Raw genomic sequence first — 21,188 nt, 5'->3', positions numbered from 1 at the left:
CTAGTTGCGCCTGAGACGTTGGCGTTGGGGTTCGAGCTGTTCGAGGGTGGCGACGAAGTCGTTCAGCCGCTGCCGTTCCTGCTCGACCACCGGCGCCGGAGCGCGCGCGACGAAACTCGCGTTGGCAAGTTTGGCCCGGGCCTTGCTGATTTCGCCCTGCAGGCGCGCAATTTCCTTGTCCAGTCGCTCGCATTCGACGGCAAGGTCGATCTGGACCTGCAGCATCAGCCGGGTTTCGCCAACGATCGCGATGGGTGCGCTGGCGCCGCCTGGCAGATCGTCGACAATCTGCACTTCGGAGAGCTTGCAGAGCGCTTTCAGATACGGAGCGAAGCCGAGCAGTGACTGGCGTTCGCCGCTGACCAGCAGCGGTACCCGCAGCGCCGGCGACAGGTTCATTTCTCCGCGCAGGTTGCGGCAGGCGTAGGCCAGGTTCTTCAGTTGCTGGACGCGTGCTTCGCTTGCCGGGTCAAGTTTTTCCGCCTGCGCCTGCGGATAGGCAGCGAGCATCACCGAGGCCTGTGTCTTGCAGCCGGCGATCGGCGCGACGACCTGCCAGAGTTCTTCGGTGATGAACGGCAGCAGCGGATGCGCCAGGCGCAGCACCGTTTCCAGTACCCGCGCCAGCGTCCGGCGCGTCGCGCGCAGTTCCGCCCCGGATCCGTGTTGGAGTTGCACCTTGGCCAGTTCGACATACCAGTCGCAGAATTCATCCCAGATGAATTCATACACCGCGCGCGCCAGCAGATCGAAGCGGTAATCGGCGAAATGCTGTGCGATCTCTATTTCCGTGCGCTGCAGCTTGCTGACGATCCATTGGTCAGCGAAAGACAAGTCGGGGGTGCCGTCCGTCAGGCCGAGGTCCTGGTCGGCGGTGTGCATCAGCACAAAGCGGCTGGCGTTCCACAGCTTGTTGCAGAAGTTGCGGTAGCCTTCGCAGCGGCTGAGGTCGAACTTGATGTCGCGGCCCGGGCTGGCCAGCGACAGGAAGGTGAAACGCAGGGCGTCGGTGCCGAACGCCGGGATGCCCGTGGGGAATTCCTTGCGCGTGCGTTTTTCGATCTGCTCGGCCTGTTTGGGGTTCATCAGGCCGCTGATGCGCTTTTCGATCAGGGCGTCGAGGCCGATGCCATCAATCAGATCGATCGGGTCGAGGACATTGCCCTTCGACTTGCTCATTTTCTGGCCTTCGGCGTCGCGGATCAGCCCATGTACATAAACGTGCCGGAAGGGTATCTTGCCGGTGATGTGCCGGGTCATCATCACCATTCGCGCGACCCAGAAGAAAATGATGTCGAAGCCGGTGACCAGCACGGTCGACGGCAGGTAAAGGTCCAGTGCCGGGTTCGTCTCGGCCGGCCATTGCGGCGTCCAGTCGAGCGTCGAGAAAGGCCACAGTGCCGACGAGTACCAGGTGTCGAGCACGTCCGGGTCGCGCGTCAACGCGCCGCCGTAGCCTTGTTCGGCGGCCATTGCCCGGGCTTCGGGTTCATCGTGGGCGACGAAGATTTGCCCCGCTTCACCGTACCAGGCGGGAATCTGATGGCCCCACCACAACTGCCGTGAAATGCACCAGTCCTGAATGTTGTTCAGCCACTGGTTGTAAGTGTTGATCCAGTTTTCGGGGAAAAACCTGATCTCGCCCGAGGCCACGCAGGCCAGGGCTTTGCCGGCAATGCTGCTACCGTCGGCCGTGGGCTTGCTCATTGCGACAAACCATTGGTCGGTGAGCATCGGCTCGATCACCACGCCGGTGCGGTCACCGCGCGGCACTTTGAGCTTGTGCTTGTCGGTCTTGACCAGGAAACCCATCGCCTGAAGATCGATGACGATGGCGTTGCGTGCGTCGAAGCGATCCATGCCGCGATACTTTTCAGGGATGGCGGCTTCCGGAAAGTCACCAGTTGCGGTCGTTTCGACGAACCCCGCTTGACCGTACTTGAGTTTGCTGTAATTCGGGTCAGAATCGGCGTCAATAATTCGCCCGTCCAGGGTCAGCACATTGATCATCGGCAACTGGTGCCGCAGGCCAACCGCATAGTCGTTGAAGTCATGCGCCGGGGTCACCTTGACGCAGCCGGTGCCGAAGGCAAGGTCAACGTAGGCGTCGGCGATGATCGGGATTTCGCGATCGCAGAGCGGCAGTTTGACCTTTTTCCCGAGCAAGTGCCGATAGCGTTCGTCTTCCGGGTGAACCATCACCGCGGTGTCACCAAGCATCGTTTCCGGGCGCGTGGTGGCGACGGTCAGGCTGCCCGAGCCATCGGCCAGTGGATAGCAGATGTGCCACATGAAACCGTCTTCTTCCTCACTCACCACTTCGAGGTCGGAGACCGCCGTATGCAGTTCCGGGTCCCAGTTTACAAGGCGTTTGCCGCGGTAAATCAGGCCTTCGCGGTAGAGGCGAACGAAGGTTTCGGTGACTGTCCTCGACAATCCGGCGTCCATCGTGAAGCGCTCGCGGCTCCAGTCGGGCGAGGTGCCGAGGCGGCGCATCTGCCGGGTAATGGTGTCGCCGGAGAACGCTTTCCACTCCCAGACTTTTTCGAGAAACTTTTCGCGGCCCAGCTGGTGTCGCGAAATGTCCTGCGCGTCGAGTTGGCGCTCGACGACGATCTGCGTGGCGATGCCCGCGTGATCCGTGCCCGGTTGCCACAGCGTGTTGTCACCCCGCATGCGATGATAGCGCGTGAGCGCGTCCATGAGCGCCTGGTTGAAGCCGTGGCCCATGTGCAATGTGCCGGTGACGTTGGGCGGTGGCAGCAGGATGCAGAAGGCCTCTTTGTTGTCGGCATCGAGGCCAGCGCCGAAGTAACCTCTGGCTTCCCATTCGGGGTACCAGCGACGTTCGATGTCTGCTGGTTCAAAGCTCTTGGCGAGTTCCATGGCGGGCACTAAAGGATGACGGGAGCGCGCATTATACCGGATCGCACCGTCGCTCCGACTCGGCCCCTAGGGTGCGTCTGGCGCGCCTTGTGGGCCATTGCCGGGATCTTCCAGCGGCAGCCGCAGTTGTCCGCGCTGCGTCAGAAAGTCGTGCAAGGCGGTTTCGATCGTGGTCGCCAGGCCGCGCTGCAGTTGCTCTGCAGCACCGCACAGAGCGGCTTCAATCAGTACGGGCAAATCGTTGCGCAGTTGCCGATCGACGACATCGGCGAGGTCCGTGGCAAGCAACGGGCGCAGCCCCGTGACGATGTCCGCTGCCTTTGCCTCAGGGAGAGCTTCGGCGGGCGATACGACTTCGGTGAGCACCGGCAGGTCCTCATCTTCAGCGCCGCTCCGGTCGGGGAGCGTTAGTTTTACCGGCCTGTCGACCGAGGCAATGAAACTGCGGCGGCGGCGCAGGCGGCGTGAGCTTTCCCGACGGTCCACGCCGGCAGGATCGGCCTCCGGGTTGATCAGCGAGTCGGCACGACGGATCAGATCACCGTCCTCGGCCATCAGCCTTGTCCCGACAGATCGACATAGCTGATGTCGTAGCCGCGATCCTTGTAAAACCTGGCGCGCCTGCGGCCGTCGACGCGCTCGTCGCGATCCTGGCCGACGACTTCAATGAGGCTGGCAAAACGGGAGAAGCCGGGCGGCACTTCGGCAGAGAGATTGAACAGGCGTTCATCGTGTGGCACCGCGTCAAGCGTGTCGGCGATCAGCACCGGCGTTTCAGTGGCCAGCGGCGAGTTCACCGCCACATGGGGGATGAAACCCGTCGGGGGGACCATCCACAGGTGGCGGTCAAGCGCGGCGGCAAGCTCGGCATCCGGCGCAAACACCAGCAAGGCTTTCCTCTGCGCAAAAGCCTTGCCGATCAAGGCGGCTGTGGCGGCAATCCGGTCTGGGGCGTTGTGGTAAAAGAAGACTCGTGTCAATTGAGTTTTCCGACGCGTTTCAGCAAATAGTGCATGAGCAGGGGTACCGGCCGTCCGGTTGCGCCCTTGTCGGTGCCTGACTTCCAGGCTGTGCCGGCAATGTCGAGGTGAGCCCAGACATATTTCCGGGTGAAGCGAGAGAGAAAGCAGGCGGCGGTGATGCTGCCGCCCCAACGGCCGCCAATGTTTGCCATGTCGGCAAAGGGACTCTTGAGCAACTCCTGGTAGTCATCCCACAAGGGCATTTGCCATGCCCGGTCATGCGCCTCGTCGCCGGCATGCAGCAATTCGCGAGCAAGTGTGTCGTTGTTGGCGAACAGACCGGTGGCGACATGACCGAGAGCGACCACGCAGGCACCGGTGAGGGTCGCGACGTCGATCAGAATGTCGGGTTCGAAACGCGCAGCATAAGTCAGGGCATCGCAGAGGATCAGGCGGCCTTCTGCGTCGGTGTTGAGGATCTCGATGGTCTGGCCCGACATTGAGGTGACGATATCGCCTGGCCGCGTGGCCGCGCCCCCGGGCATGTTTTCGGTGCTGGGCACGATTACCGTCAGATTGATCGGCAGCTTCATCATTGCTGCCGCCTTGATGGTGCCGAGCACGCCGGCAGCGCCGCACATGTCGTACTTCATCTCGTCCATTTCGGCTGCCGGCTTGATGGAAATTCCGCCACTATCAAACGTGACACCCTTGCCGACCAGGACCACGGGCTTGTCATCGGCCTTGCCGCCCTTGTGCTGCAGGATGATCAGCCTTGGTGGTTGCTGTGAGCCTTTGGCGACCGCCAGCAGCGACTGCATGCCCAATGCCGCCATCTCTTCGCTGTCGAGGATCTGACAGTCCAGCTTGTGCTCCGCGGCCAGCTTTTGCGCTATTTCAGCGAGGTACGTCGGGGTGCACACATTGGCCGGCAGGTTGGCCAGGTTCTTGGCCAAAGCCATGCCTTCGGCAATCGCCTGGCCCTGGTTGAGCGCTTCCTCGGCGGTCGCCAGTTCGTTTCGTCGATCAACCACAAAGGTGAGCTTGCGCAGGGGTCGGCGTACCTTGTCCTTCTTGCTCTTGAATTGATCGAAACGATAGACGGTCTCCTGGGCGACAATCGTCGCCTGGCGCACGCGCCAGGCCGCGCTGCGCTTCCTGACGCTGGTTTCGGTCAGGAAAACGGTTCCATCGAAGGAGCCCGTTTCGTTGAGGGTCCGCACGGCGCTGCGGACGGCGTCGCAGTATTCCTTGTCGCCGAACTCTTTTTCCTTGCCCAGTCCGACCAGCAGGACACGGTCGCAGAGGGTTCCCGGAACATTGTGCAGCAGCAGCGTGCTGCCGGACTTTCCCTCCATGTCGCCGCGGCGAATGATGTCGGAAAGATGATTGCGCGCGGCGTTGTCGAGCAGTTCGGCGGCCAGTGTCAACTTGCGAGGTTCGAAAACGCCGACCACGACACAGGCGCTGCGTTGCTTTTCCGGGCTCCCGCTTTTTATGCTAAATTCCACTTACCCCTCCTCAGGCAACGCGTGCTTCTTTCGAAGCCCTGATTATCACTGCAGTTTTTCACCAAAGTCAAAGAATGATCTTTCAGCGTGCGGTTCGGCGCGAGTTCACCCACTCCGCGGCCGGGGTCTTCACTGCGCTTTTTGCCATCATGATGACCACGCAGTTGATTCGCCTGCTCAATGAAGCGGCGCAAGGCAGCGTCGAACCGGATGCGGTGGTGGCGCTGCTCGGCTTCGCATCGCTCAACTACCTGCCGGTATTGCTGTCGCTGTCGTCATTTATCGCCATTTTGTTAACCCTGTCTCGCAGCTATCGTGATTCCGAGATGGTCGTCTGGTTCTCGTCCGGATTGCCGCTGACGGCGTGGATCAGGCCGGTACTGGTCTTTGCCTTGCCGCTGGTAGCGACCATCGCCGCTCTGGCCTTCTTCTTTTCCCCTTGGGCCGTGTCCCAGAGCGCCGAGTTTCGCGGCAAGCTGAATTCGCGAAAGGACGCCGGGCAGATCTCTCCGGGCGCGTTTCAGGAGTCATCGGCTGGCGACCGCGTGATCTTCGTTGAAGGTGTCGCGGAGGATACCAACGTCGTCCGCAACGTGTTTGTCAGCGAAGGCCGACCCGAACGGCTGGGGGTGACGATGGCGGGCAGCGGTCATCAGGAAGTCGCGGAAAATGGCGACCGCTTTATCGTTCTGCAGAACGGTCGCCGCTACGACTTCCAGCCCGGCACCGCCGATTTCCGCATCCTCGAATACGCGCGCTATGCTGTGCGTCTGGAGACCAAGGAGTCGCGCGGTTTGGCGCCGACACCGAGGACCATGCCCACCCTGGACCTGCTGCAGGTCGATACTCCCCAGCATCGCGCTGAATTGTTGTACCGGGTGAGCCTGCCGTTTTCGGCAATCGTGCTCGCCTTGCTGGCGATCCCGCTGTCGTTTACCAATCCACGTGCAGGTCGTTCGGCGAACATGCTGTTCGCCATTCTGGTCTACCTGATCTACAACAATCTGGTGACCATCAGCCAGGGGTGGGTGGCGAGTGGCAAGGTGTCCTTTGCGGTCGGCGTGCTGGCCGTTCATCTGCTCATGCTGTGCCTCCTTCCGGCCCTTTTCTACCGACGCATCGCCGTCTTCTCCTTCCTACGCTGGTCTCGATGAAGGTCTATCGTCGCTACCTTGCGCGCGAGGTGTCAGGCGCCATTCTGCTGGTGTTGCTGGCTTTTCTGGCCTTGTTCGCCTTCTTCGATCTGCTTGGGGAAATCAAGAGTGTCGGCGAGGGCGGCTACCAGTTGCACCATGCGTTTGCCTTCGTTTTGCTGCGTGCGCCGGGTCGGGCCTACGAACTGGTGCCGATTGCCGTCCTGATCGGCACGCTTTACGCACTCTCGGCGCTGGCCCGTCATTCCGAACTGACCGTGTTGCGCGTCTCCGGTTTGTCTACGGTGTCCTTGCTGGGGGGGCTATTCCAGGTGGCCGGCTGGTTTGCCGTAGCGACTTTCCTGATCGGTGAGTTTGTCGCGCCGCCTGCGGAGAAGGCGGCGTATCAGATGCGCCTGAAGGAACGAGGGCGCATGGTGGGGCAGGACCTGCGCTCCGGTCTGTGGGTCAAGGACGAACAGAGTTTTATCAACGTACGCGTCGTCCTGCCGGATACCAGTCTGCGTGGCATCCGTATCTACGAATTTGACGAGCAGGCGCAGTTGCGCTCGATCACCGAGGCTGCAGAGGGGAAGCATGTGGTGCCCGACAGTTGGCAGCTGACGCATGTGGTGCAGACGGTGCTGGATGGCGAACGTGCTGAAGTCCGGCAGTTGCCCGAACTGTTGTGGCGTTCGGCGCTGAGCCCGGACATTCTCTCGGTCCTGATGGTTTCACCCGATCGCATGTCGCTGCGACATCTATCGACGTATACCAAACATCTGGCGGACAATCACCAGAAGACCAACCGTTACGATATCGCCTTCTGGAAGAAAGTGATCTACCCGTTGGCCGCCTTCGTCATGGTTGCCCTCGCTTTGCCGTTTGGCGGTGCCCATTACCGGGCCGAGCGCGTTGGCCTCAAGATCTTTTCCGGAGTCATGGTCGGCATCCTGTTCTACATGCTCAACGGCCTGTTTTCCAATCTCGGCGCGATCAACAGTTGGTCGCCGCTGCTCAGTGCGGTGACGCCTTCGGCCCTGTTCCTGTTTGCAGCCGCGACGATGATCTGGTGGGTTGACAAGCGCTGACGCTTACCTGAATGAATTCTCTCAGACCATGACCAGTTGCGTGCCCGAAAGGCGATCGTGGAGAAATTGTCGGTCGCGATCGAACAGTGCCCAGACGATTCCGACACCTCCGAGGACGATGCTGGGCCAGCACAAAAGGTAGCGCAGGATCGCTTGCGCCGGGCGGACGGCCAGACCATCCCGGCTGACCAAGCGGATGCGCCAGGTTTTCATGGCCAGCGTTTGCCCGCCATGGCTCCAGAACCAGAGGAAGTAGATCAGCAATACCAGGAAGCAATGGGTCTGTACCACAACGGGTGACGCCAGGCGATGCGCGAAGGCGCCAAGCAGCACGTGCGGCAGGACCAGGAGAACCGCAAGCACTGCCGCCAACAACAGTCCTTCGTAGCCCATGCTGGCAAGACGACGCAGGATGCCCGGCCACCTGACGGCCGGTACAGTCGACATCAGCGCTTGCCGAGTGAGTCGCTCGCTGGCGCTGCAGCCGCTGCGGGCGGTGGATTGGCCGCTACGGTTTCCGCAGCCGGGGCAGGGGTACCTATGGCTGGTGATGCAGCGGGGTTCGGGGCCGGCACGGCAACTGGCGGGGCGGGGTTGGGCTGCCGCCCGGGTTTGGGTACCGGCTTGCTCGCGGCTTGCTGCTGTAGCCTTGCCTTTTCCTCTTCCGGCAGACTGGAGTACTCCTCCCATTTTTGCCTCAGTTCCTGCTTCTTCTCGATCGGGAGCTTGTTGGCAGTCAAGAAGTTCTCGCGAGCGAGTCGCCGCTGCTCAGGCGTCAGCTTTCCCCACTCCTGCATCTGACCCTGGATTCGGCGTTGCTCTTCCGGCGTCATGGTGGCAAAGCGGCGCGTGATGCCCAGCCATTTCTTTTGGCGGCTGTACTCCATGGCGTCCCAATCGTCGCTAAGCGGCGCCAGGATAGTCCTTTGCTCCACCGACAGTTCCGTCCATTGCGGTTGCGGCGGCGTGGCAATGGACGACGGGCTGGGAACGTCGGCCCAGGCCGTCAACGCAATGAAGCTGGCGAGGATTACTGCGACGCGGAGCTTTTCAGCCATGCATCAAAGCCCCGGTCGGTAAACGCAGCGATTGGCAGATCGTCGGAGAGGAGCGCGCTGTCGATGATCTCCAACTCGGTAATGCTCTGGTCGGCATACCAGTAGGTATAGGTGGCGATGCCTAACACGACGACAAGCGCCAGGAATAGTTGGCGGAAGTCCAGGCGATCAAGGCGATCATGAATAAAACTACCCGCGCCGGCCAGGACCGACTGGTGAACCGAAACCTTCTGATGTGCCAGGGCGCGCTGCCTGATCATTTCAAGGCGGCCGATTGTTTCCACAGGGATGTCGCGCAGACCTTGGTTCAAGTGATGCCTGACCTTGTAGGCAAGATGCAGTTCATTCATAGGGTAATTCCTTTTGCTTTCAGTGCCGCTGCCAGCGAGTGATTGGCTCGCGAGCAATGCGTCTTGACGCTGCCCTCGGAGCAGCCCATGGCACTGGCTGTTTCGGCAACATCCATATCTTCCCAGTAACGCAGGAGGAAAGCTTCACGTTGACGCGCTGGCAGCAATTCTATCTCTTTTTCAATTATCCCAAGGAGTTGCGATTGCTGGAGCTGGTCGTCCGGGGTCTGCGGGCTATACGATCCGGCTTCGCCGCTGATGGCTTCGAGCGGATCGTGGTCCTCGTCGTCTCCCGGCGAAAGCGACGAGAGCAAAGTGGTCCACAGGGCACGCACACGGCTGCGTCGATAGTAGTCGCGAATCGTGTTCTGCAGTATGCGCTGGAACAGCATCGGCAGCTCGGTCAGCGGGTGATCGCCATATTTCTCGGCGAGCTTCATCATCGCGTCTTGCACGACATCGAGTGCCGACTCCTCGTTGCGCACCGCAAACATGGCTTGCTTGAAAGCACGGCGCTCGATTGCAGTGAGAAAATCCGACAGTTCGCGTTGGCTGGCCAGAGCGAGAATCCTTGCGGTTGTGGGTTTGAGGTGGTTTTCGCGGGCGCCGGTTTGGTGAATGCCTTGACCAATCGAGGCCAAAGCTTTAACGTTGCAGACTTTTTTCGAGCAATTTGCTTGCTGGGGCGACGGCAATGACGATGATGACGGGTGCGGAGATTGTAATCAGGTGCCTGCAGGAAGAAAAGGTCGAATACGTATTCGGCTATCCGGGTGGGTCGGTCCTTCACATTTATGATGCGCTGTTCAAGCAGGACCAGATCAAACATATTCTGGTTCGTCATGAGCAGGCTGCGGTGCATGCGGCTGACGGTCTGGCGCGTTCCTCGCACAAGGTCGGCGTGGCTCTGGTGACCTCAGGTCCCGGCGCGACCAATGCGGTGACCGGTATTGCCACCGCGTACATGGATTCCGTTCCGCTGGTGGTGATCTCGGGGCAGGTGCCGAACGCCTATATCGGACAGGATGCCTTCCAGGAATGCGATACCGTCGGCATCACGCGTCCCTGCGTGAAGCACAACTTCCTGGTCAATGATGTGCATAAGCTGGCGGTGACGATCAAGAAAGCCTTCTTCATCGCCAACAGCGGTCGCCCGGGTCCGGTGGTGGTCGATATTCCGAAGGATGTCACCGCCGCCAAATGCAAGTTCGAGTATCCGGATACGATCCAGTTGCGTTCCTACAACCCGGTCATCAAGGGGCATCTGGGGCAGATCAAGAAGGCCGTGCACCTGCTGCTCGAGGCCAAGCGGCCGATGATCTATACCGGCGGTGGCGTCATTCTGTCCAATGGCGCCGAGCAATTGACCCGACTCACGCGCCGCCTCGGATTTCCGATCACCAACACCTTGATGGGGCTTGGAGCTTATCCGGGCACCGACCGCCAATTCCTCGGCATGCCCGGCATGCACGGCACGGTCGAGGCGAATCTGGCCATGCAGCATTGCGACGTATTGCTGGCCATCGGTGCCCGTTTTGACGACCGAGTGATCGGCAATCCGGAGAATTACGCCTCGATCCCTCGCAAGATCATCCACATCGACATCGATCCCTCGTCAATTTCCAAACGCGTCAAGGTGGATGTGCCCATCGTCGGCAACGTTCCGGATGTCCTCGAGGAGATGCTCCGATTGCTGGATGCCGGGAACGTCAGCCCGGATGCTGCGGCATTGGCGGCCTGGTGGAAGGAAATCGAGGAGTGGCGCGGCAAGCTGTGCATGAAATACCGCATGAAGAAGGGTGTCATCATGCCGCAGTACGTGATGGAGAAACTGTATGAGGTGACCGGCGGCAACGCGATCGTCACCTCGGACGTCGGCCAGCATCAAATGTGGGCCGCGCAATATTACAAGTTCGACGAGCCGCGTCGCTGGCTCAACTCGGGTGGCCTCGGTACCATGGGGGTTGGTCTGCCCTATGCCATGGGTGCAGCGCTGCAGCATCCGGAAATGCAGATCGCCTGCGTGACCGGTGAAGGTTCGATCCAGATGTGCATTCAGGAGCTGTCGACAGCCAAGCAGTTTCGTTTGCCGATCAAGATCATCAATCTCAACAATCGCTACCTGGGCATGGTACGGCAGTGGCAGGAGATGTTCTATGGCAGCCGGTACTCGGAGTCGTACATGGATTCGTTGCCCGACTTCGTGAAGCTCGCCGAGGCCTATGGTCACGTAGGTATCCGCGTCGAACGGCCAGAGGATGTCGAGGCCGCGCTGCGCAAGGCATTCATCGACCACAAGGACGATCTCGTTTTCATCGATTTCATTACCGATCAGAAGGCGAACGTGTTCCCGATGGTAGCCGCCGGCAAGGGCCTGGCGGACATGATCCTGACCGAAGATCTGTAAGGGAAAGGCAAGATGCGACACATTATCTCAATCCTGCTGGAGAACGAAGCCGGTGCACTGTCGCGGGTCGCTGGTCTGTTTTCGGCGCGTGCCTACAACATCGAGACCCTGACGGTCGCTCCGACCGAGGACCTCTCGCTGTCACGCCTGACCATCGTCACCTCGGGGACGGACGCCGTGATCGAGCAGATCACCAAGCAACTGAACAAGTTGATCGATGTCATCAAGGTTGTCGATCTCTCCGAGGCCGCGCATATCGAGCGGGAGTTGATGTTGATCAAGGTCCGGGCCACAGGCAAGGACCGCGAGGAACTCAAGCGCCTGGCCGACATCTTCCGTGGCCACATCATCGATGTGACCGAATCGACCTATGTCATTGAACTGACCGCGAGCGGAGCGAAGCTCGATTCCTTCATTCAGGCGATAGACGCCGGACTGATTCTCGAGACCGTTCGTACGGGGGTATCCGGCATCGGCCGCGGCGAGCGTATTCTAAAAGTCTAAGTACAGCGAACAGCAAAAGAGGAAATCGCATGAAAGTTTTCTACGACAAGGACGCCGACCTCTCCCTGATCAAGGGCAAGAAGGTCACCATCGTTGGTTACGGCTCGCAGGGCCATGCACACGCGCAAAATCTGAGCGATTCCGGCGTCAAGGTGACGGTCGGTCTGCGCAAGGACGGTGCTTCGTGGAGCAAGGCCGAGAATGCCGGCTTGAAAGTCGAGGAAGTTGCCAGGGCAGTCCGGGGTGCCGACGTGGTGATGATGCTGCTCCCGGATGAGAGCATCCCGCAGGTATATAACGCCGAAGTGGCGCCGAACATGAAGAAGGGCGCGGCATTGGCCTTCGCACACGGCTTCAATGTGCATTACAACCAGGTGATTGCCCGTGATGATGTGGACGTCATCATGGTGGCCCCGAAGGGGCCGGGGCATACGGTACGCTCGGAGTACCTCAAGGGTGGTGGCGTACCATCGCTGATCGCCGTTCACCAGGACCGCTCCGGCAAGGCCCGTGACATCGCGCTGTCCTACGCGGCGGCCAATGGCGGGACCAAGGGCGGGGTGATCGAGACCAACTTCCGCGAGGAGACTGAAACCGACCTGTTCGGCGAACAGGCCGTTCTCTGCGGTGGTGCCGTCGAACTGGCCAAGATGGGCTTCGAGACGCTGGTCGAGGCGGGTTATGCGCCGGAGATGGCGTATTTCGAGTGCCTGCATGAACTGAAGTTGATTGTTGACCTGATGTACGAAGGCGGCATTGCCAACATGAACTACTCGATTTCGAACAATGCGGAGTACGGGGAGTACGTGACCGGGCCCGAGGTGATCAACGAGACCTCGCGTGCGGCAATGCGTGCCGCCCTGAAACGGATTCAGAACGGCGACTATGCCAAGATGTTCATCCTCGAAGGGCGTACCAACTACCCGGCGATGACCGCGCGTCGGCGTTTGATTGCACAACACGAGATCGAGACCGTCGGTGCCAAACTGCGCGACATGATGCCCTGGATCAAGAAAAACAGGCTGGTCGATCAAAGCAAGAACTGATCGCTTCCATGGCCTGGCGAGGCTGAGGGCGGCACTCGCCTCCCTCTCGCCCGCCTCTGCACCGAGTCAACAGCGCAATGCCCGAAATCAAGCCCCGCAAGACACTGTTCAATCCCGAGTTGCGGCGCCGCGGCATCTATCTACTGCCAAACCTGTTTACCACCGCGGCGCTGTTTTGCGGGTTCTTTGCCATTGTCCAGGCGATGATGGGCGACTTCGAACGGGCTGCGGTGGCCATCTTCGTGGCGATGGTCCTCGATGGTCTCGACGGACGGGTCGCGCGCATGACGCGTACACAAAGCGCCTTTGGCGCCGAATATGACTCCCTGTCCGACATGGTGTCTTTTGGTGTCGCCCCGGCCCTGGTAACCTATGCTTGGGCGCTCAGGGACATGGGACGACTGGGGTGGATTGCCGCCTTCATTTATTGCGTCGGTGCAGCGTTGCGCCTGGCCCGCTTCAATACGACGCTGGAAGTCACGGACCGGCGCTATTTCCAGGGATTGCCCAGCCCGGCCGCGGCGGCGCTGGTGACCGGTTTCTTCTGGGTCATGATCGACAAGCATGTCGCCGCCGCAGATGTTCGCTGGTTCGCTTGCGGGCTGGTGATCTTTGCCGGCATTTCGATGGTGTCAAACATTCGCTTTTACAGTTTCAAGGACGTTAACCTGCGGCGCAGCGTTCCTTTCATCTTTGTGGTGGCCATAGCGCTCGGCTTTGCAGTGCTCTCCTACGACACGCCGATAGCCCTGTTCGGTCTGTTCGTCGCTTACGGGCTCTCGGGCTATGTTCTGGCGCTGTTGCACTGGTTCAGGCGCAAGCCGCCATCGCCACCAGCATCAGCAGTATAGCCGGCCCGCCGCGGCCGCGCCGGAGGCCTTGTCGCCTCCTTTGACACGGCGATTCAATACTGTTTCAGCAGGGTATTTCCATCCCTCGATCCGGAGTCAGGACATGAAAGAGCATCTGGTAATATTCGATACCACTTTGCGCGACGGCGAGCAGAGCCCGGGCGCCTCGATGACCAAGGAAGAAAAACTGCGCGTTGCACGGCAACTGGAGCGGATGCGGGTCGATGTCATCGAGGCCGGCTTCGCAGCGGCCTCACCCGGCGACTTTGACGCCATACAGTCGATTGCGAAGATCATCAAGGGTGCTACCGTCTGTTCGTTGGCACGTTCCAACGAGAACGACATCCGCCGGGCAGGCGAAGCGATCGCTCCTGCAGCCCGTGGGCGGATACATACGTTCATCGCCACCAGTCCGATCCACATGGAGAAGAAACTGCGCATGGCGCCCGACCAGGTCGTCGAGGCGGCGGTGAGGGCGGTGCATTGGGCGCGCGAATACACCGAGGATGTCGAGTTTTCGGCGGAAGACGCGGTACGCTCTGACGTTGATTTTCTGTGCCGTGTCTTCACCGCGGTGATCGCGGCGGGTGCCCGGACGATCAACGTTCCCGATACCGTCGGCTACAGCGTTCCTTCGGTCTGGGGTGAACTGATGCGTACCCTGATCGAGCGCGTACCAGGGGCCGAGCAGGTGGTGTGGTCCACCCATTGCCATAACGATCTGGGGATGGCGGTGGCCAATTCACTGTCGGCCGTGCTGGCCGGTGCGCGCCAAGTCGAATGTACGATCAATGGCCTCGGCGAACGCGCCGGCAATGCCTCACTCGAAGAGGTGGTGATGGCCGTACGCACGCGCAGCGACCTGTTTCCGGTGCAGACCCGGATCGATACCACGCAAATCGTTCCCGCGTCCAAACTGGTGTCGCAGATTACCGGCTACCCGGTGCAGCCCAACAAGGCCGTCGTCGGCGCCAACGCCTTTGCGCACGAATCAGGAATTCATCAGGACGGGGTGCTGAAACACCGTGAAACCTACGAGATCATGCGTGCCGAGGATGTCGGCTGGGCGCAAAACAAATTGGTGCTTGGCAAGCACTCGGGTCGCAATGCCTTCAAGTCACGCCTGGCGGCATTGGGGATCGTCTTCGACAGCGAGGAGTCACTGAACGCAGCGTTTGCCCGCTTCAAGGAACTGGCCGACAAGAAACACGAAATCTTTGACGAAGACCTGCAGGCCCTGGTATCCGATGAGGACATCACTCCGGAGGGTGAGTACTACAAGCTGGTCTATTCGCACGTCTGTTCCGAAACCGGCGAGACACCCGCCGCCAACGTCACTCTGACGGTTGGCGGCGTCGAGCAGAAGGCCTCGGGAATCGGCAGCGGCCCGGTCGATGCGACGTTCAAGGCGATCGAATCGATCGCGGCCAGCGGTGCGCAACTGCTGCTCTATTCGGTCAATGCGATCACCACCGGAACCGACGCGCAGGGCGAAGTGACCGTCCGCCTGGCAAGAGCAGGCCGCATCGTCAATGGCAACGGTGCCGATACCGACATCGTCATCGCTTCGGCGAAGGCCTATCTGAATGCCTTGAACAAGCTGCAGTTCCCCGACCGGCTTGATCCGCAGGGGGATGTCTGAACCATAGGGGGCGGTTGGCCCCCTATCACGCCGAGGGGCGTGTGAGCCGAGCGTAGGCGACGCTCGTGCAAAAGAAAATCAGCGACAACGCAGTTTCGGCGATCGCCAGCCACTGTGCAGGGCCCTGGTCGGTGGTAGCGCGCACGATGCCTTCGGTGAAATACAGCAGGATCAGCATCGCCGCCCACTGGTACGTATAGCGGCGGCCGTTGAGGAGTCCGAACAGCGGTGCAAGCAACGGCAGGCACTTCAGGGCCAGCCACGATCCCCCTGGGTGTACGGGGGCGAGGCGCAGTTCCCAGGCGAGACACAGGAAAATCAGCATGATGAGGCTGCTGCAGGCGGCCAGGTAGAGGGCCCGGAGCATCAGGAGGCGAGTTTCAGCGCGATGGCCGCGAGTCTGCGGCCTTGGGCGAATGCGAGTTGACGTTCGTCGTCGGTGAGCTTTGGATCGCCGTCGGCTCCGGCCAGGTGGCTGGCCCCGTAAGGGCTGCCGCCACTTCTTGTGCGCGCCAGTGCGGGCTCGCTATAAGGCAGGCCGACCACCAGCATGCCGTGATGCAGAAGTGGCAGCAGCATCGACAGGAGCGTGCTCTCCTGTCCACCGTGAGCGCTGGCCGTTGAGGTGAACACGCAGGCGGGTTTGCCCGCTAGCGTTCCAGCAGACCATTCGCTTGCTGTGCTGTCCCAGAAGTATTTCATTGGCGCCGCCATGTTGCCGAAGCGCGTAGGACTGCCGAGCGCCAGTCCGATGCACTCAGCGAGATCCGCGGCTTCCACGTAGGGCGCGCCGGTGGTCGGCACCTCCGGTGCGCTGGCCGTGCATATCGGCGAAACCTTGGGGACCGTTCGCAAACGCGCCGTCACGCCGGCGGTTGCCTCGATACCGCGGGCGACCTGCTGGGCGAGGGCGTGTACCGAACCACGATGACTATAGTAGAGGACCAGAATTTCCGACATGGCGTTATTATCCCGGAAACCGCCGCGAACGGCTAACCGCCAAGGCCTTGACAGATACCACCGATCTTGAAGAACGAGGAGCGCATGTATTCCGCGAGATTTCCATGGCGGCGCTTCCTGGGGCGTATCGCACGTCGCTTTGTCGAGGAAAATTTCGATCAGATCAGCGCCAGCCTGGCTTTTACCACACTTCTGTCGCTGGTTCCGCTGGTTGCTGTGGTGCTGAGCATCGTCACGGTGGTTCCCTACTTCCCGGACATGGTCGATCAGTTGGAACTGTTTCTGGCCCGCAGTCTTCTCCCGGAGCGAAGTGCCGGGTTGATTATCCAGTACGTTCTGGAGTTTTCTCAGAAGGCGGTAAACGTTACGGCCATCGGCCTGCTGGTTCTGGTGACGACCGTGCTGATGTTGCTGCTGACCATCGAACGGGCCTTCAACCACGTCTGGTCGGTCAGGGAAACGCGTCCGTGGTGGCAACGCCTGCGACTGTTTGCCGGATTGATCGCACTGTGGCCGCTGCTCATCGGTGGCGTGTTGCTTGCCACCTCATACGCCGTAACCATTTCGCTGGGCTTTCTGGACGAACCGCCGTGGGTCAGATGGCTGCTGGTAAAGGCGCTTGGGCTGATCATTGCCGGTTTGTTCTTGGGAGGGCTGTACCATGCGCTACCCAACACCCGTGTGGCGGCCGGCGACGCCGCGCGGGCCGGCGTGTTTGCCGCAGTCGGTTTTCTGCTGATGCAGCAGGCCTTCGAACTGTATCTGTCGAATTTCCCTTCGTATACGGCAGTTTACGGTGCCTTTGCGACGCTGCCGATGTTCCTCGTCTGGCTCTATCTGTCCTGGGCGGTAGTCCTCATTGGTGCACTGGTTGCCGCGACCCTGCCCGAGTTCAGATCCGGAGGGAACAGCGAGTCGGTACCCTAGAAAGGGTCCTGGTCAGGCTCGATCGACAGGATCTCGACGCTGCCCGTCTGTTCGTCAACGTAAATGCTCTTCACCTCGCGCACGGCGACGTTTTCTTCTTCGATGACGAGAAGCAGTTTATCGCGGTGTTTGGGTAGGGCACCCGCTGCCACAATCAGCCATTGACCGGTGCGCAGCTTCGGAATCTCCGGCAAGATGAGTACGCGCAGGTGTTCGGTGCCGGTGCTGCCGTCCGAAGGCTGCGCGAGAATCGCCGGCACAGCCCTTGGCGCCAGAATTTGCAGGCCCAGTTCAAGATGCTCCGGGTTCTCCGAAACGGCCCAACGAACCATGCAAATCTGCCAGTTCTGGTCGGATCCCGTACGCACGGCGGCAACGTCGCCAACCGACAGCGCTCCGATATTGCCGGAGACATGCATGACCGAATATCCTTCGGGACTTTCGTTGGTGATCATCCAGGTCGACAACTCAACATTGGCGGCCGTGCCTTTTTGACTGAGTTGCCAGAGGCCGTCGATGCCCGCGCCCACCAGCGCCCTCTGGTTCTGCATGCGGCGCTGAAAACGGCGCTTTCCCGAATTGCTCCAGCGCACCGACAAACGCACGAGAACGCCACGCCCGGCGGGCGTACCTGCGAAATCGGGCAGATTCAGCTCCTGTGGCGGTGTGCCGGCGTCGAGTTGGGCGATCTGCACCTTGAGCAGCGCGCAGAGCCCGGCGATCGAATAGCAATCCAGATCGGCTGTCGGCAGCGCAATCTTGCGGAAGGACGACATGGCTGCCGCGTCGCGCAATGGATCGATACAGAGAGTGGCTGCATTCACCGCCGCGGACGAAGAGAGTGGCTCAATTTGGTTGGCAAAGCGTTCAAAGTAGTCGGTGAGGAACAGCACTTCGCGTGCAGTCAACGACGCCGGTTGCGCCCAGCCAAGCAGGATTGCGGCGTGATAGAGATGCTGCAGGCTATGAACTTCGCCCCTGGGAACCGTCGCGTGCAATTGCAGCCTGCGTGCTTCAGCATAGGTCTGATGCAGCAGCAGCCAAGTGCCTGCGCGCGCGGGCGAGGCAATCAAGTCACTGATCATCAATTGCTGCGCCAGCACATATACGCTGCGCCACAGTGCCAGTTGACGCTCCTTATCGGGTGCGTGTTGCCGATCATGTTCGTCGAGTTGCGCAAGCGTGTCATCGGCAAGCATCTGCAACAAGTCCAGGAGGCTGCGGACGATGCGGCGCGTTTTCCGCGGCACTGGTAATACCAGATCGACGCTTAGCGAAGGAATCAGTCGGGAAGTAACCATCGTGCTGCGGGAGTACAAGCCGTCCAGTATGCGCACGCGCTGCGGCAGCGTTCCGTCAATCTCCCGCAAGGCCTTCAGATGTGCTCGCAGCAAGGGGAGTTCGTCGGCGGGCTGAGGTGCCAATGGCATCTCCAGCCACTGCTGGATGCTTCGGATGCCGGACGGAATCGTTGCGGTTCGTTCTGTGCCAGCGGCGTTGAATACGGTGTCGGTCATCAGGCCACCTGCCAAAGGGGGTTCCATTGTTGCCTGTCAGCCATGTCGCTGGGTACCTTTCGGCTGCGCAGGGCAACTTCCGTGCAGTCTGGGCGCAAGTCATAAAATCAATGCCTTGACCGACTGCCGCCGGTTTGCCGATTATACCTGTGAGGCCGCCTGCTGGGGGTCATCAAGTTTCCCCTGTTGTCCGGCTCGATGGTGTCCGGTAGCCCGGATTGTTCTCGAACCAGCCAACAGGTGCTTCATTATTCGCAATTTCTTGCTATAATCGTCCCCTTTTTCTGGATTCGGAAGAGACTATCATGGTTGTTATTCGTCTGGCCCGTGGTGGCGCGAAAAAGCGTCCCTTCTACAACATGGTGGTGGCTGATTCGCGCGCTCGTCGCGATGGCCGTTTCATCGAGCGCGTAGGCTTCTACAACCCGCTGGCCGCAGGCCAGGAACAGGGCCTGTACGTTGCCGTCGACCGCCTGAGCTACTGGCAGCAGCAAGGTGCCCAGACCTCGCCGACCGTTGCTCGTCTGCTCAAGCAGTCCGCCGCCAAGGTGGTAGCCTGAACCTTGCCTGACACGACTGGGTCCGCTGTTCCGGGACTCGACCCGCCGCCAGCCGATATCGTTGTCCTGGGCAAGATCATGGCCGCCTGTGGGCTGCAAGGCGAGGTGCGGGTTTTTCCGTTTGCCGATGATCCCCTCGGCTGGTCGCAGTTGCCCTACTGGTGGATCGGTCACGAGGGTGATGCGCCACAACTCTGGTGTCGGACAAGACTGATCACCTGCAAGCTGCGAAATGACCTGCTGGTGGCGCGGCTGGCGTCCGTGACCGACCGCACCGCTGCGGAAGCCATGCGCGGTGTTCTGGTGGGCGTACCGCGGGCCGCGTTGCCGCCGACCGATACGGGTGAATACTATTGGGCTGACCTGCTTGGCCTGACGGTGCTCAACACTCGGGAGCAGTCCCTGGGGCGGATTCTCGGCATGATCGAAACCCCTGCCAACACCGTTCTGCGGGTTGGCGATGGCGAGAGCGCCGAAAGGCTGCTGCCTTTCGTGGCGACGGTCGTACTGGATGTGGACCTGGCAGCAAGGCAGGTTCGTGTCGAATGGGAAATGGATTGGTGATTGCGTCGGAGCCGGTGCCGCCAGCAGCGGCTCCGTTCGTCGCCGATGTCGTGACCTTGTTTCCCGAGATGTTTGTCGCGCTGACGCAGTCGGGCGTGACCCGCAAGGCTCTGAATTCCGGCCGCTGGAGCCTGCGGCTGTGGAATCCGCGCGATTTCACCAGCGACCGGCATCGCACCGTCGATGATCGTCCGTACGGCGGTGGGCCAGGGATGGTGATGATGCCGCAGCCTCTGGAAGCGGCAATCAAGGCGGCGAAAGCGCGGCAACAGGCGCTTGGCGAGGCCAGCCGCGTCATCTGCCTGTCACCGCAGGGGCCACTGCTGACGCATCGGCGGGTGTTGCAGCTGGCGCAGGCCGGCGAAGCGCTGGTGCTGGTCTGCGGTCGCTATGAAGGGATTGACGAAAGGCTCATCGAGCGTTGCATCGACGAGGAGATTTCGATTGGGGATTTCGTTCTCTCGGGAGGCGAAGTCCCGGCCATGGCTCTGCTCGACGCCGTCGTCAGGCAGTTGCCGGGAGTGCTGAACGATGCCGAGTCGGTACTGCAGGATTCTTTTGTGGCGGGCTTGCTGGATTGCCCGCACTACACGCGGCCCGAGGAATACGACGGGTGGCGGGTGCCGGAGGTACTGCTGTCCGGTCACCACGAGGAGATACGGCGCTGGCGCCTGCAACAGGCGCTGGGTCGCACGTGGCAGCGGCGTCCCGAGCTGTTGGCGGGGCGTTTCTTGTCAAAATCGGAAACGCAACTCCTGGTGCAGTTTCAGGAGCAATGCGGTCAGGACAATAAAGCGTAATTCGCATGTATGGAGTTAGAAAATGAATCTGATCGAGCAACTTGAGCAAGAAGAAATCGCCCGTCTGGGCAAAGTGATTCCCGTGTTTTCGCCAGGCGATACCGTCGTCGTTCAGGTCAAGGTGAAGGAAGGCACGCGCGAGCGCCTGCAGGCCTACGAGGGCGTCGTGATCGCCAAGCGCAACCGTGGTCTCAACTCGAGCTTCATTGTCCGCAAGGTTTCCTCTGGCGAGGGCGTCGAGCGTACTTTTCAGACCTATTCGCCACTGGTGGCTTCGATTGAAGTCAAGCGCCGTGGTGACGTACGGCGTGCCAAGCTGTACTACCTGCGCGAACGCTCAGGCAAGTCGGCGCGGATCAAGGAAAAACTGATCCGCAAGCAGCGCTGAACACCAGCGTTGCTGCGAGGGACAAGAAGCG

23 protein-coding genes are annotated in these 21,188 nt (G+C 60.7%); 12 read left to right on the top strand and 11 right to left on the bottom strand.

Annotation, left to right across the window (positions count from 1 at the left end):
- From AC15MQ_RS06495 to AC15MQ_RS06480, 4 genes are all read right to left on the bottom strand, one after another.
- Positions 1 to 2,886 (bottom strand): valine--tRNA ligase, encoded by a 2,886-nt coding sequence (locus AC15MQ_RS06495; protein WP_483079699.1) that lies wholly within the window; start codon positions 2,884 to 2,886, stop codon positions 1 to 3.
- A gap of 66 nt (positions 2,887 to 2,952) precedes the next feature.
- Entirely contained in the window at positions 2,953 to 3,441 is a 489-nt protein-coding gene (locus AC15MQ_RS06490) for a hypothetical protein (RefSeq protein ID WP_483079698.1), read from the bottom strand.
- A complete protein-coding gene (locus AC15MQ_RS06485) occupies positions 3,441 to 3,866 on the bottom strand; it encodes a DNA polymerase III subunit chi (protein ID WP_287652998.1) in 426 nt (141 codons plus the stop codon). The genes AC15MQ_RS06490 and AC15MQ_RS06485 overlap by 1 nt, the downstream gene beginning before the upstream one ends.
- A complete protein-coding gene (locus AC15MQ_RS06480) occupies positions 3,863 to 5,359 on the bottom strand; it encodes a leucyl aminopeptidase (RefSeq protein WP_287652999.1) in 1,497 nt (498 codons plus the stop codon). The genes AC15MQ_RS06485 and AC15MQ_RS06480 overlap by 4 nt, the downstream gene beginning before the upstream one ends.
- 74 nt (positions 5,360 to 5,433) lie before the next feature.
- Between AC15MQ_RS06480 and lptF the strand changes: the two genes are divergently transcribed.
- Entirely contained in the window at positions 5,434 to 6,513 is a 1,080-nt protein-coding gene (gene lptF / locus AC15MQ_RS06475; RefSeq protein ID WP_483079697.1) for an LPS export ABC transporter permease LptF, read from the top strand.
- Positions 6,510 to 7,583, top strand: coding sequence for an LPS export ABC transporter permease LptG (gene lptG / locus AC15MQ_RS06470; RefSeq protein ID WP_287653001.1), 1,074 nt, complete (start codon positions 6,510 to 6,512; stop codon positions 7,581 to 7,583). Before lptF ends, lptG begins: the two co-directional genes overlap by 4 nt.
- 21 nt (positions 7,584 to 7,604) lie before the next feature.
- On the opposite strand, the gene AC15MQ_RS06465 is transcribed toward lptG, so the two are convergent.
- Genes AC15MQ_RS06465 through AC15MQ_RS06450 form a run of 4 tightly spaced genes read right to left on the bottom strand, consistent with a single transcriptional unit; the run spans position 7,605 to position 9,551 of the window.
- Positions 7,605 to 8,030, bottom strand: a complete 426-nt coding sequence (locus AC15MQ_RS06465) for an RDD family protein (RefSeq protein ID WP_483079696.1) — start codon at positions 8,028 to 8,030, stop codon at positions 7,605 to 7,607.
- Positions 8,030 to 8,641 carry a DUF3106 domain-containing protein gene (locus tag AC15MQ_RS06460; protein ID WP_287653004.1) on the bottom strand — a complete coding sequence of 204 codons (612 nt, stop codon included), beginning with the start codon at positions 8,639 to 8,641 and terminating at the stop codon, positions 8,030 to 8,032. Before AC15MQ_RS06460 ends, AC15MQ_RS06465 begins: the two co-directional genes overlap by 1 nt.
- Complete coding sequence (locus tag AC15MQ_RS06455; RefSeq protein WP_287653005.1) at positions 8,614 to 8,991, bottom strand: DUF3619 family protein; 378 nt, start codon at positions 8,989 to 8,991, stop codon at positions 8,614 to 8,616. Before AC15MQ_RS06455 ends, AC15MQ_RS06460 begins: the two co-directional genes overlap by 28 nt.
- Positions 8,988 to 9,551 carry an RNA polymerase sigma factor gene (locus tag AC15MQ_RS06450; RefSeq protein ID WP_287653075.1) on the bottom strand — a complete coding sequence of 188 codons (564 nt, stop codon included), beginning with the start codon at positions 9,549 to 9,551 and terminating at the stop codon, positions 8,988 to 8,990. The genes AC15MQ_RS06455 and AC15MQ_RS06450 overlap by 4 nt, the downstream gene beginning before the upstream one ends.
- Positions 9,552 to 9,685: 134 nt before the next feature.
- Between AC15MQ_RS06450 and ilvB the strand changes: the two genes are divergently transcribed.
- The 5 genes from ilvB to AC15MQ_RS06425 all read left to right on the top strand — a co-directional run bounded on the left by ilvB (position 9,686) and on the right by AC15MQ_RS06425 (position 15,441).
- A complete protein-coding gene (ilvB, locus tag AC15MQ_RS06445) occupies positions 9,686 to 11,398 on the top strand; it encodes a biosynthetic-type acetolactate synthase large subunit (RefSeq protein WP_287667056.1) in 1,713 nt (570 codons plus the stop codon).
- A gap of 12 nt (positions 11,399 to 11,410) precedes the next feature.
- Positions 11,411 to 11,902, top strand: coding sequence for an acetolactate synthase small subunit (gene ilvN, locus AC15MQ_RS06440; RefSeq protein WP_287653008.1), 492 nt, complete (start codon positions 11,411 to 11,413; stop codon positions 11,900 to 11,902).
- A gap of 29 nt (positions 11,903 to 11,931) precedes the next feature.
- The gene (gene ilvC, locus AC15MQ_RS06435; RefSeq protein ID WP_287653009.1) at positions 11,932 to 12,948 is read left to right on the top strand and encodes a ketol-acid reductoisomerase; all 1,017 of its coding nucleotides are present in this window, start codon (positions 11,932 to 11,934) and stop codon (positions 12,946 to 12,948) included.
- A gap of 77 nt (positions 12,949 to 13,025) precedes the next feature.
- Positions 13,026 to 13,799 carry a CDP-diacylglycerol--serine O-phosphatidyltransferase gene (pssA, locus tag AC15MQ_RS06430; protein WP_287653011.1) on the top strand — a complete coding sequence of 258 codons (774 nt, stop codon included), beginning with the start codon at positions 13,026 to 13,028 and terminating at the stop codon, positions 13,797 to 13,799.
- Positions 13,800 to 13,902: 103 nt separating this feature from the next.
- On the top strand, positions 13,903 to 15,441 hold the full coding sequence (locus tag AC15MQ_RS06425) for a 2-isopropylmalate synthase (protein WP_483079695.1): 1,539 nt from the start codon (positions 13,903 to 13,905) through the stop codon (positions 15,439 to 15,441).
- A 25-nt stretch (positions 15,442 to 15,466) separates the two neighbouring features.
- Here the strand turns inward: AC15MQ_RS06425 and AC15MQ_RS06420 are convergent, their stop codons facing one another.
- Together AC15MQ_RS06420 and wrbA are read right to left on the bottom strand one after the other, a co-directional pair.
- Entirely contained in the window at positions 15,467 to 15,808 is a 342-nt protein-coding gene (locus AC15MQ_RS06420) for a DUF2069 domain-containing protein (RefSeq protein ID WP_483079694.1), read from the bottom strand.
- The gene (gene wrbA, locus AC15MQ_RS06415) at positions 15,808 to 16,401 is read right to left on the bottom strand and encodes an NAD(P)H:quinone oxidoreductase (protein ID WP_287653014.1); all 594 of its coding nucleotides are present in this window, start codon (positions 16,399 to 16,401) and stop codon (positions 15,808 to 15,810) included. Before wrbA ends, AC15MQ_RS06420 begins: the two co-directional genes overlap by 1 nt.
- A gap of 84 nt (positions 16,402 to 16,485) precedes the next feature.
- Here wrbA and AC15MQ_RS06410 point away from each other — a divergent pair, with 84 nt between their 5' ends.
- The gene (locus AC15MQ_RS06410; protein WP_287667052.1) at positions 16,486 to 17,328 is read left to right on the top strand and encodes a YihY family inner membrane protein; all 843 of its coding nucleotides are present in this window, start codon (positions 16,486 to 16,488) and stop codon (positions 17,326 to 17,328) included.
- Here AC15MQ_RS06410 and AC15MQ_RS06405 read toward each other — a convergent pair.
- Positions 17,325 to 18,845: a hypothetical protein gene (locus AC15MQ_RS06405; RefSeq protein ID WP_287667050.1), complete on the bottom strand. Its 1,521-nt coding sequence runs from the start codon at positions 18,843 to 18,845 to the stop codon at positions 17,325 to 17,327. The genes AC15MQ_RS06410 and AC15MQ_RS06405 overlap by 4 nt on opposite strands.
- 305 nt (positions 18,846 to 19,150) lie before the next feature.
- On the opposite strand from AC15MQ_RS06405, the gene rpsP reads away from it, so the two are divergent.
- From rpsP to rplS, 4 genes are read left to right on the top strand one after another with little or no spacing between them, the layout of a single operon-like run.
- On the top strand, positions 19,151 to 19,405 hold the full coding sequence (gene rpsP / locus AC15MQ_RS06400; RefSeq protein ID WP_287653018.1) for a 30S ribosomal protein S16: 255 nt from the start codon (positions 19,151 to 19,153) through the stop codon (positions 19,403 to 19,405).
- Positions 19,406 to 19,408: 3 nt separating this feature from the next.
- Complete coding sequence (gene rimM, locus AC15MQ_RS06395) at positions 19,409 to 19,969, top strand: ribosome maturation factor RimM (protein ID WP_483079693.1); 561 nt, start codon at positions 19,409 to 19,411, stop codon at positions 19,967 to 19,969.
- Positions 19,966 to 20,769 (top strand): tRNA (guanosine(37)-N1)-methyltransferase TrmD, encoded by an 804-nt coding sequence (gene trmD / locus AC15MQ_RS06390; protein ID WP_287653022.1) that lies wholly within the window; start codon positions 19,966 to 19,968, stop codon positions 20,767 to 20,769. The genes rimM and trmD overlap by 4 nt, the downstream gene beginning before the upstream one ends.
- Before the next feature lie 22 nt (positions 20,770 to 20,791).
- The gene (gene rplS, locus AC15MQ_RS06385) at positions 20,792 to 21,157 is read left to right on the top strand and encodes a 50S ribosomal protein L19 (protein WP_287653024.1); all 366 of its coding nucleotides are present in this window, start codon (positions 20,792 to 20,794) and stop codon (positions 21,155 to 21,157) included.
- The last annotated feature ends 31 nt before the right edge of the window (positions 21,158 to 21,188 follow it).

The sequence above is a fragment of the Candidatus Accumulibacter propinquus genome (assembly GCF_056856495.1).
This window is presented reverse-complemented; position numbering and strand designations above follow the sequence as displayed.

What these genes read in the sequence shown, in the direction of transcription:
- AC15MQ_RS06455 (WP_287653005.1), bottom strand. Translation starts at nt 8,991, where the DNA reads ATGAATGAACTGCATCTTGCCTACAAGGTCAGGCATCACTTGAACCAA.
- wrbA (WP_287653014.1), bottom strand. Translation starts at nt 16,401, where the DNA reads ATGTCGGAAATTCTGGTCCTCTACTATAGTCATCGTGGTTCGGTACAC.
- ilvN (WP_287653008.1), top strand. Translation starts at nt 11,411, where the DNA reads ATGCGACACATTATCTCAATCCTGCTGGAGAACGAAGCCGGTGCACTG.
- ilvB (WP_287667056.1), top strand. Translation starts at nt 9,686, where the DNA reads ATGACGATGATGACGGGTGCGGAGATTGTAATCAGGTGCCTGCAGGAA.
- AC15MQ_RS06490 (WP_483079698.1), bottom strand. Translation starts at nt 3,441, where the DNA reads ATGGCCGAGGACGGTGATCTGATCCGTCGTGCCGACTCGCTGATCAAC.
- ilvC (WP_287653009.1), top strand. Translation starts at nt 11,932, where the DNA reads ATGAAAGTTTTCTACGACAAGGACGCCGACCTCTCCCTGATCAAGGGC.
- pssA (WP_287653011.1), top strand. Translation starts at nt 13,026, where the DNA reads ATGCCCGAAATCAAGCCCCGCAAGACACTGTTCAATCCCGAGTTGCGG.
- AC15MQ_RS06420 (WP_483079694.1), bottom strand. Translation starts at nt 15,808, where the DNA reads ATGCTCCGGGCCCTCTACCTGGCCGCCTGCAGCAGCCTCATCATGCTG.
- AC15MQ_RS06405 (WP_287667050.1), bottom strand. Translation starts at nt 18,845, where the DNA reads ATGACCGACACCGTATTCAACGCCGCTGGCACAGAACGAACCGCAACG.
- AC15MQ_RS06495 (WP_483079699.1), bottom strand. Translation starts at nt 2,886, where the DNA reads ATGGAACTCGCCAAGAGCTTTGAACCAGCAGACATCGAACGTCGCTGG.
- AC15MQ_RS06460 (WP_287653004.1), bottom strand. Translation starts at nt 8,641, where the DNA reads ATGGCTGAAAAGCTCCGCGTCGCAGTAATCCTCGCCAGCTTCATTGCG.
- rpsP (WP_287653018.1), top strand. Translation starts at nt 19,151, where the DNA reads ATGGTTGTTATTCGTCTGGCCCGTGGTGGCGCGAAAAAGCGTCCCTTC.
- AC15MQ_RS06465 (WP_483079696.1), bottom strand. Translation starts at nt 8,030, where the DNA reads ATGTCGACTGTACCGGCCGTCAGGTGGCCGGGCATCCTGCGTCGTCTT.
- AC15MQ_RS06410 (WP_287667052.1), top strand. Translation starts at nt 16,486, where the DNA reads ATGTATTCCGCGAGATTTCCATGGCGGCGCTTCCTGGGGCGTATCGCA.
- lptG (WP_287653001.1), top strand. Translation starts at nt 6,510, where the DNA reads ATGAAGGTCTATCGTCGCTACCTTGCGCGCGAGGTGTCAGGCGCCATT.
- lptF (WP_483079697.1), top strand. Translation starts at nt 5,434, where the DNA reads ATGATCTTTCAGCGTGCGGTTCGGCGCGAGTTCACCCACTCCGCGGCC.
- rplS (WP_287653024.1), top strand. Translation starts at nt 20,792, where the DNA reads ATGAATCTGATCGAGCAACTTGAGCAAGAAGAAATCGCCCGTCTGGGC.
- AC15MQ_RS06425 (WP_483079695.1), top strand. Translation starts at nt 13,903, where the DNA reads ATGAAAGAGCATCTGGTAATATTCGATACCACTTTGCGCGACGGCGAG.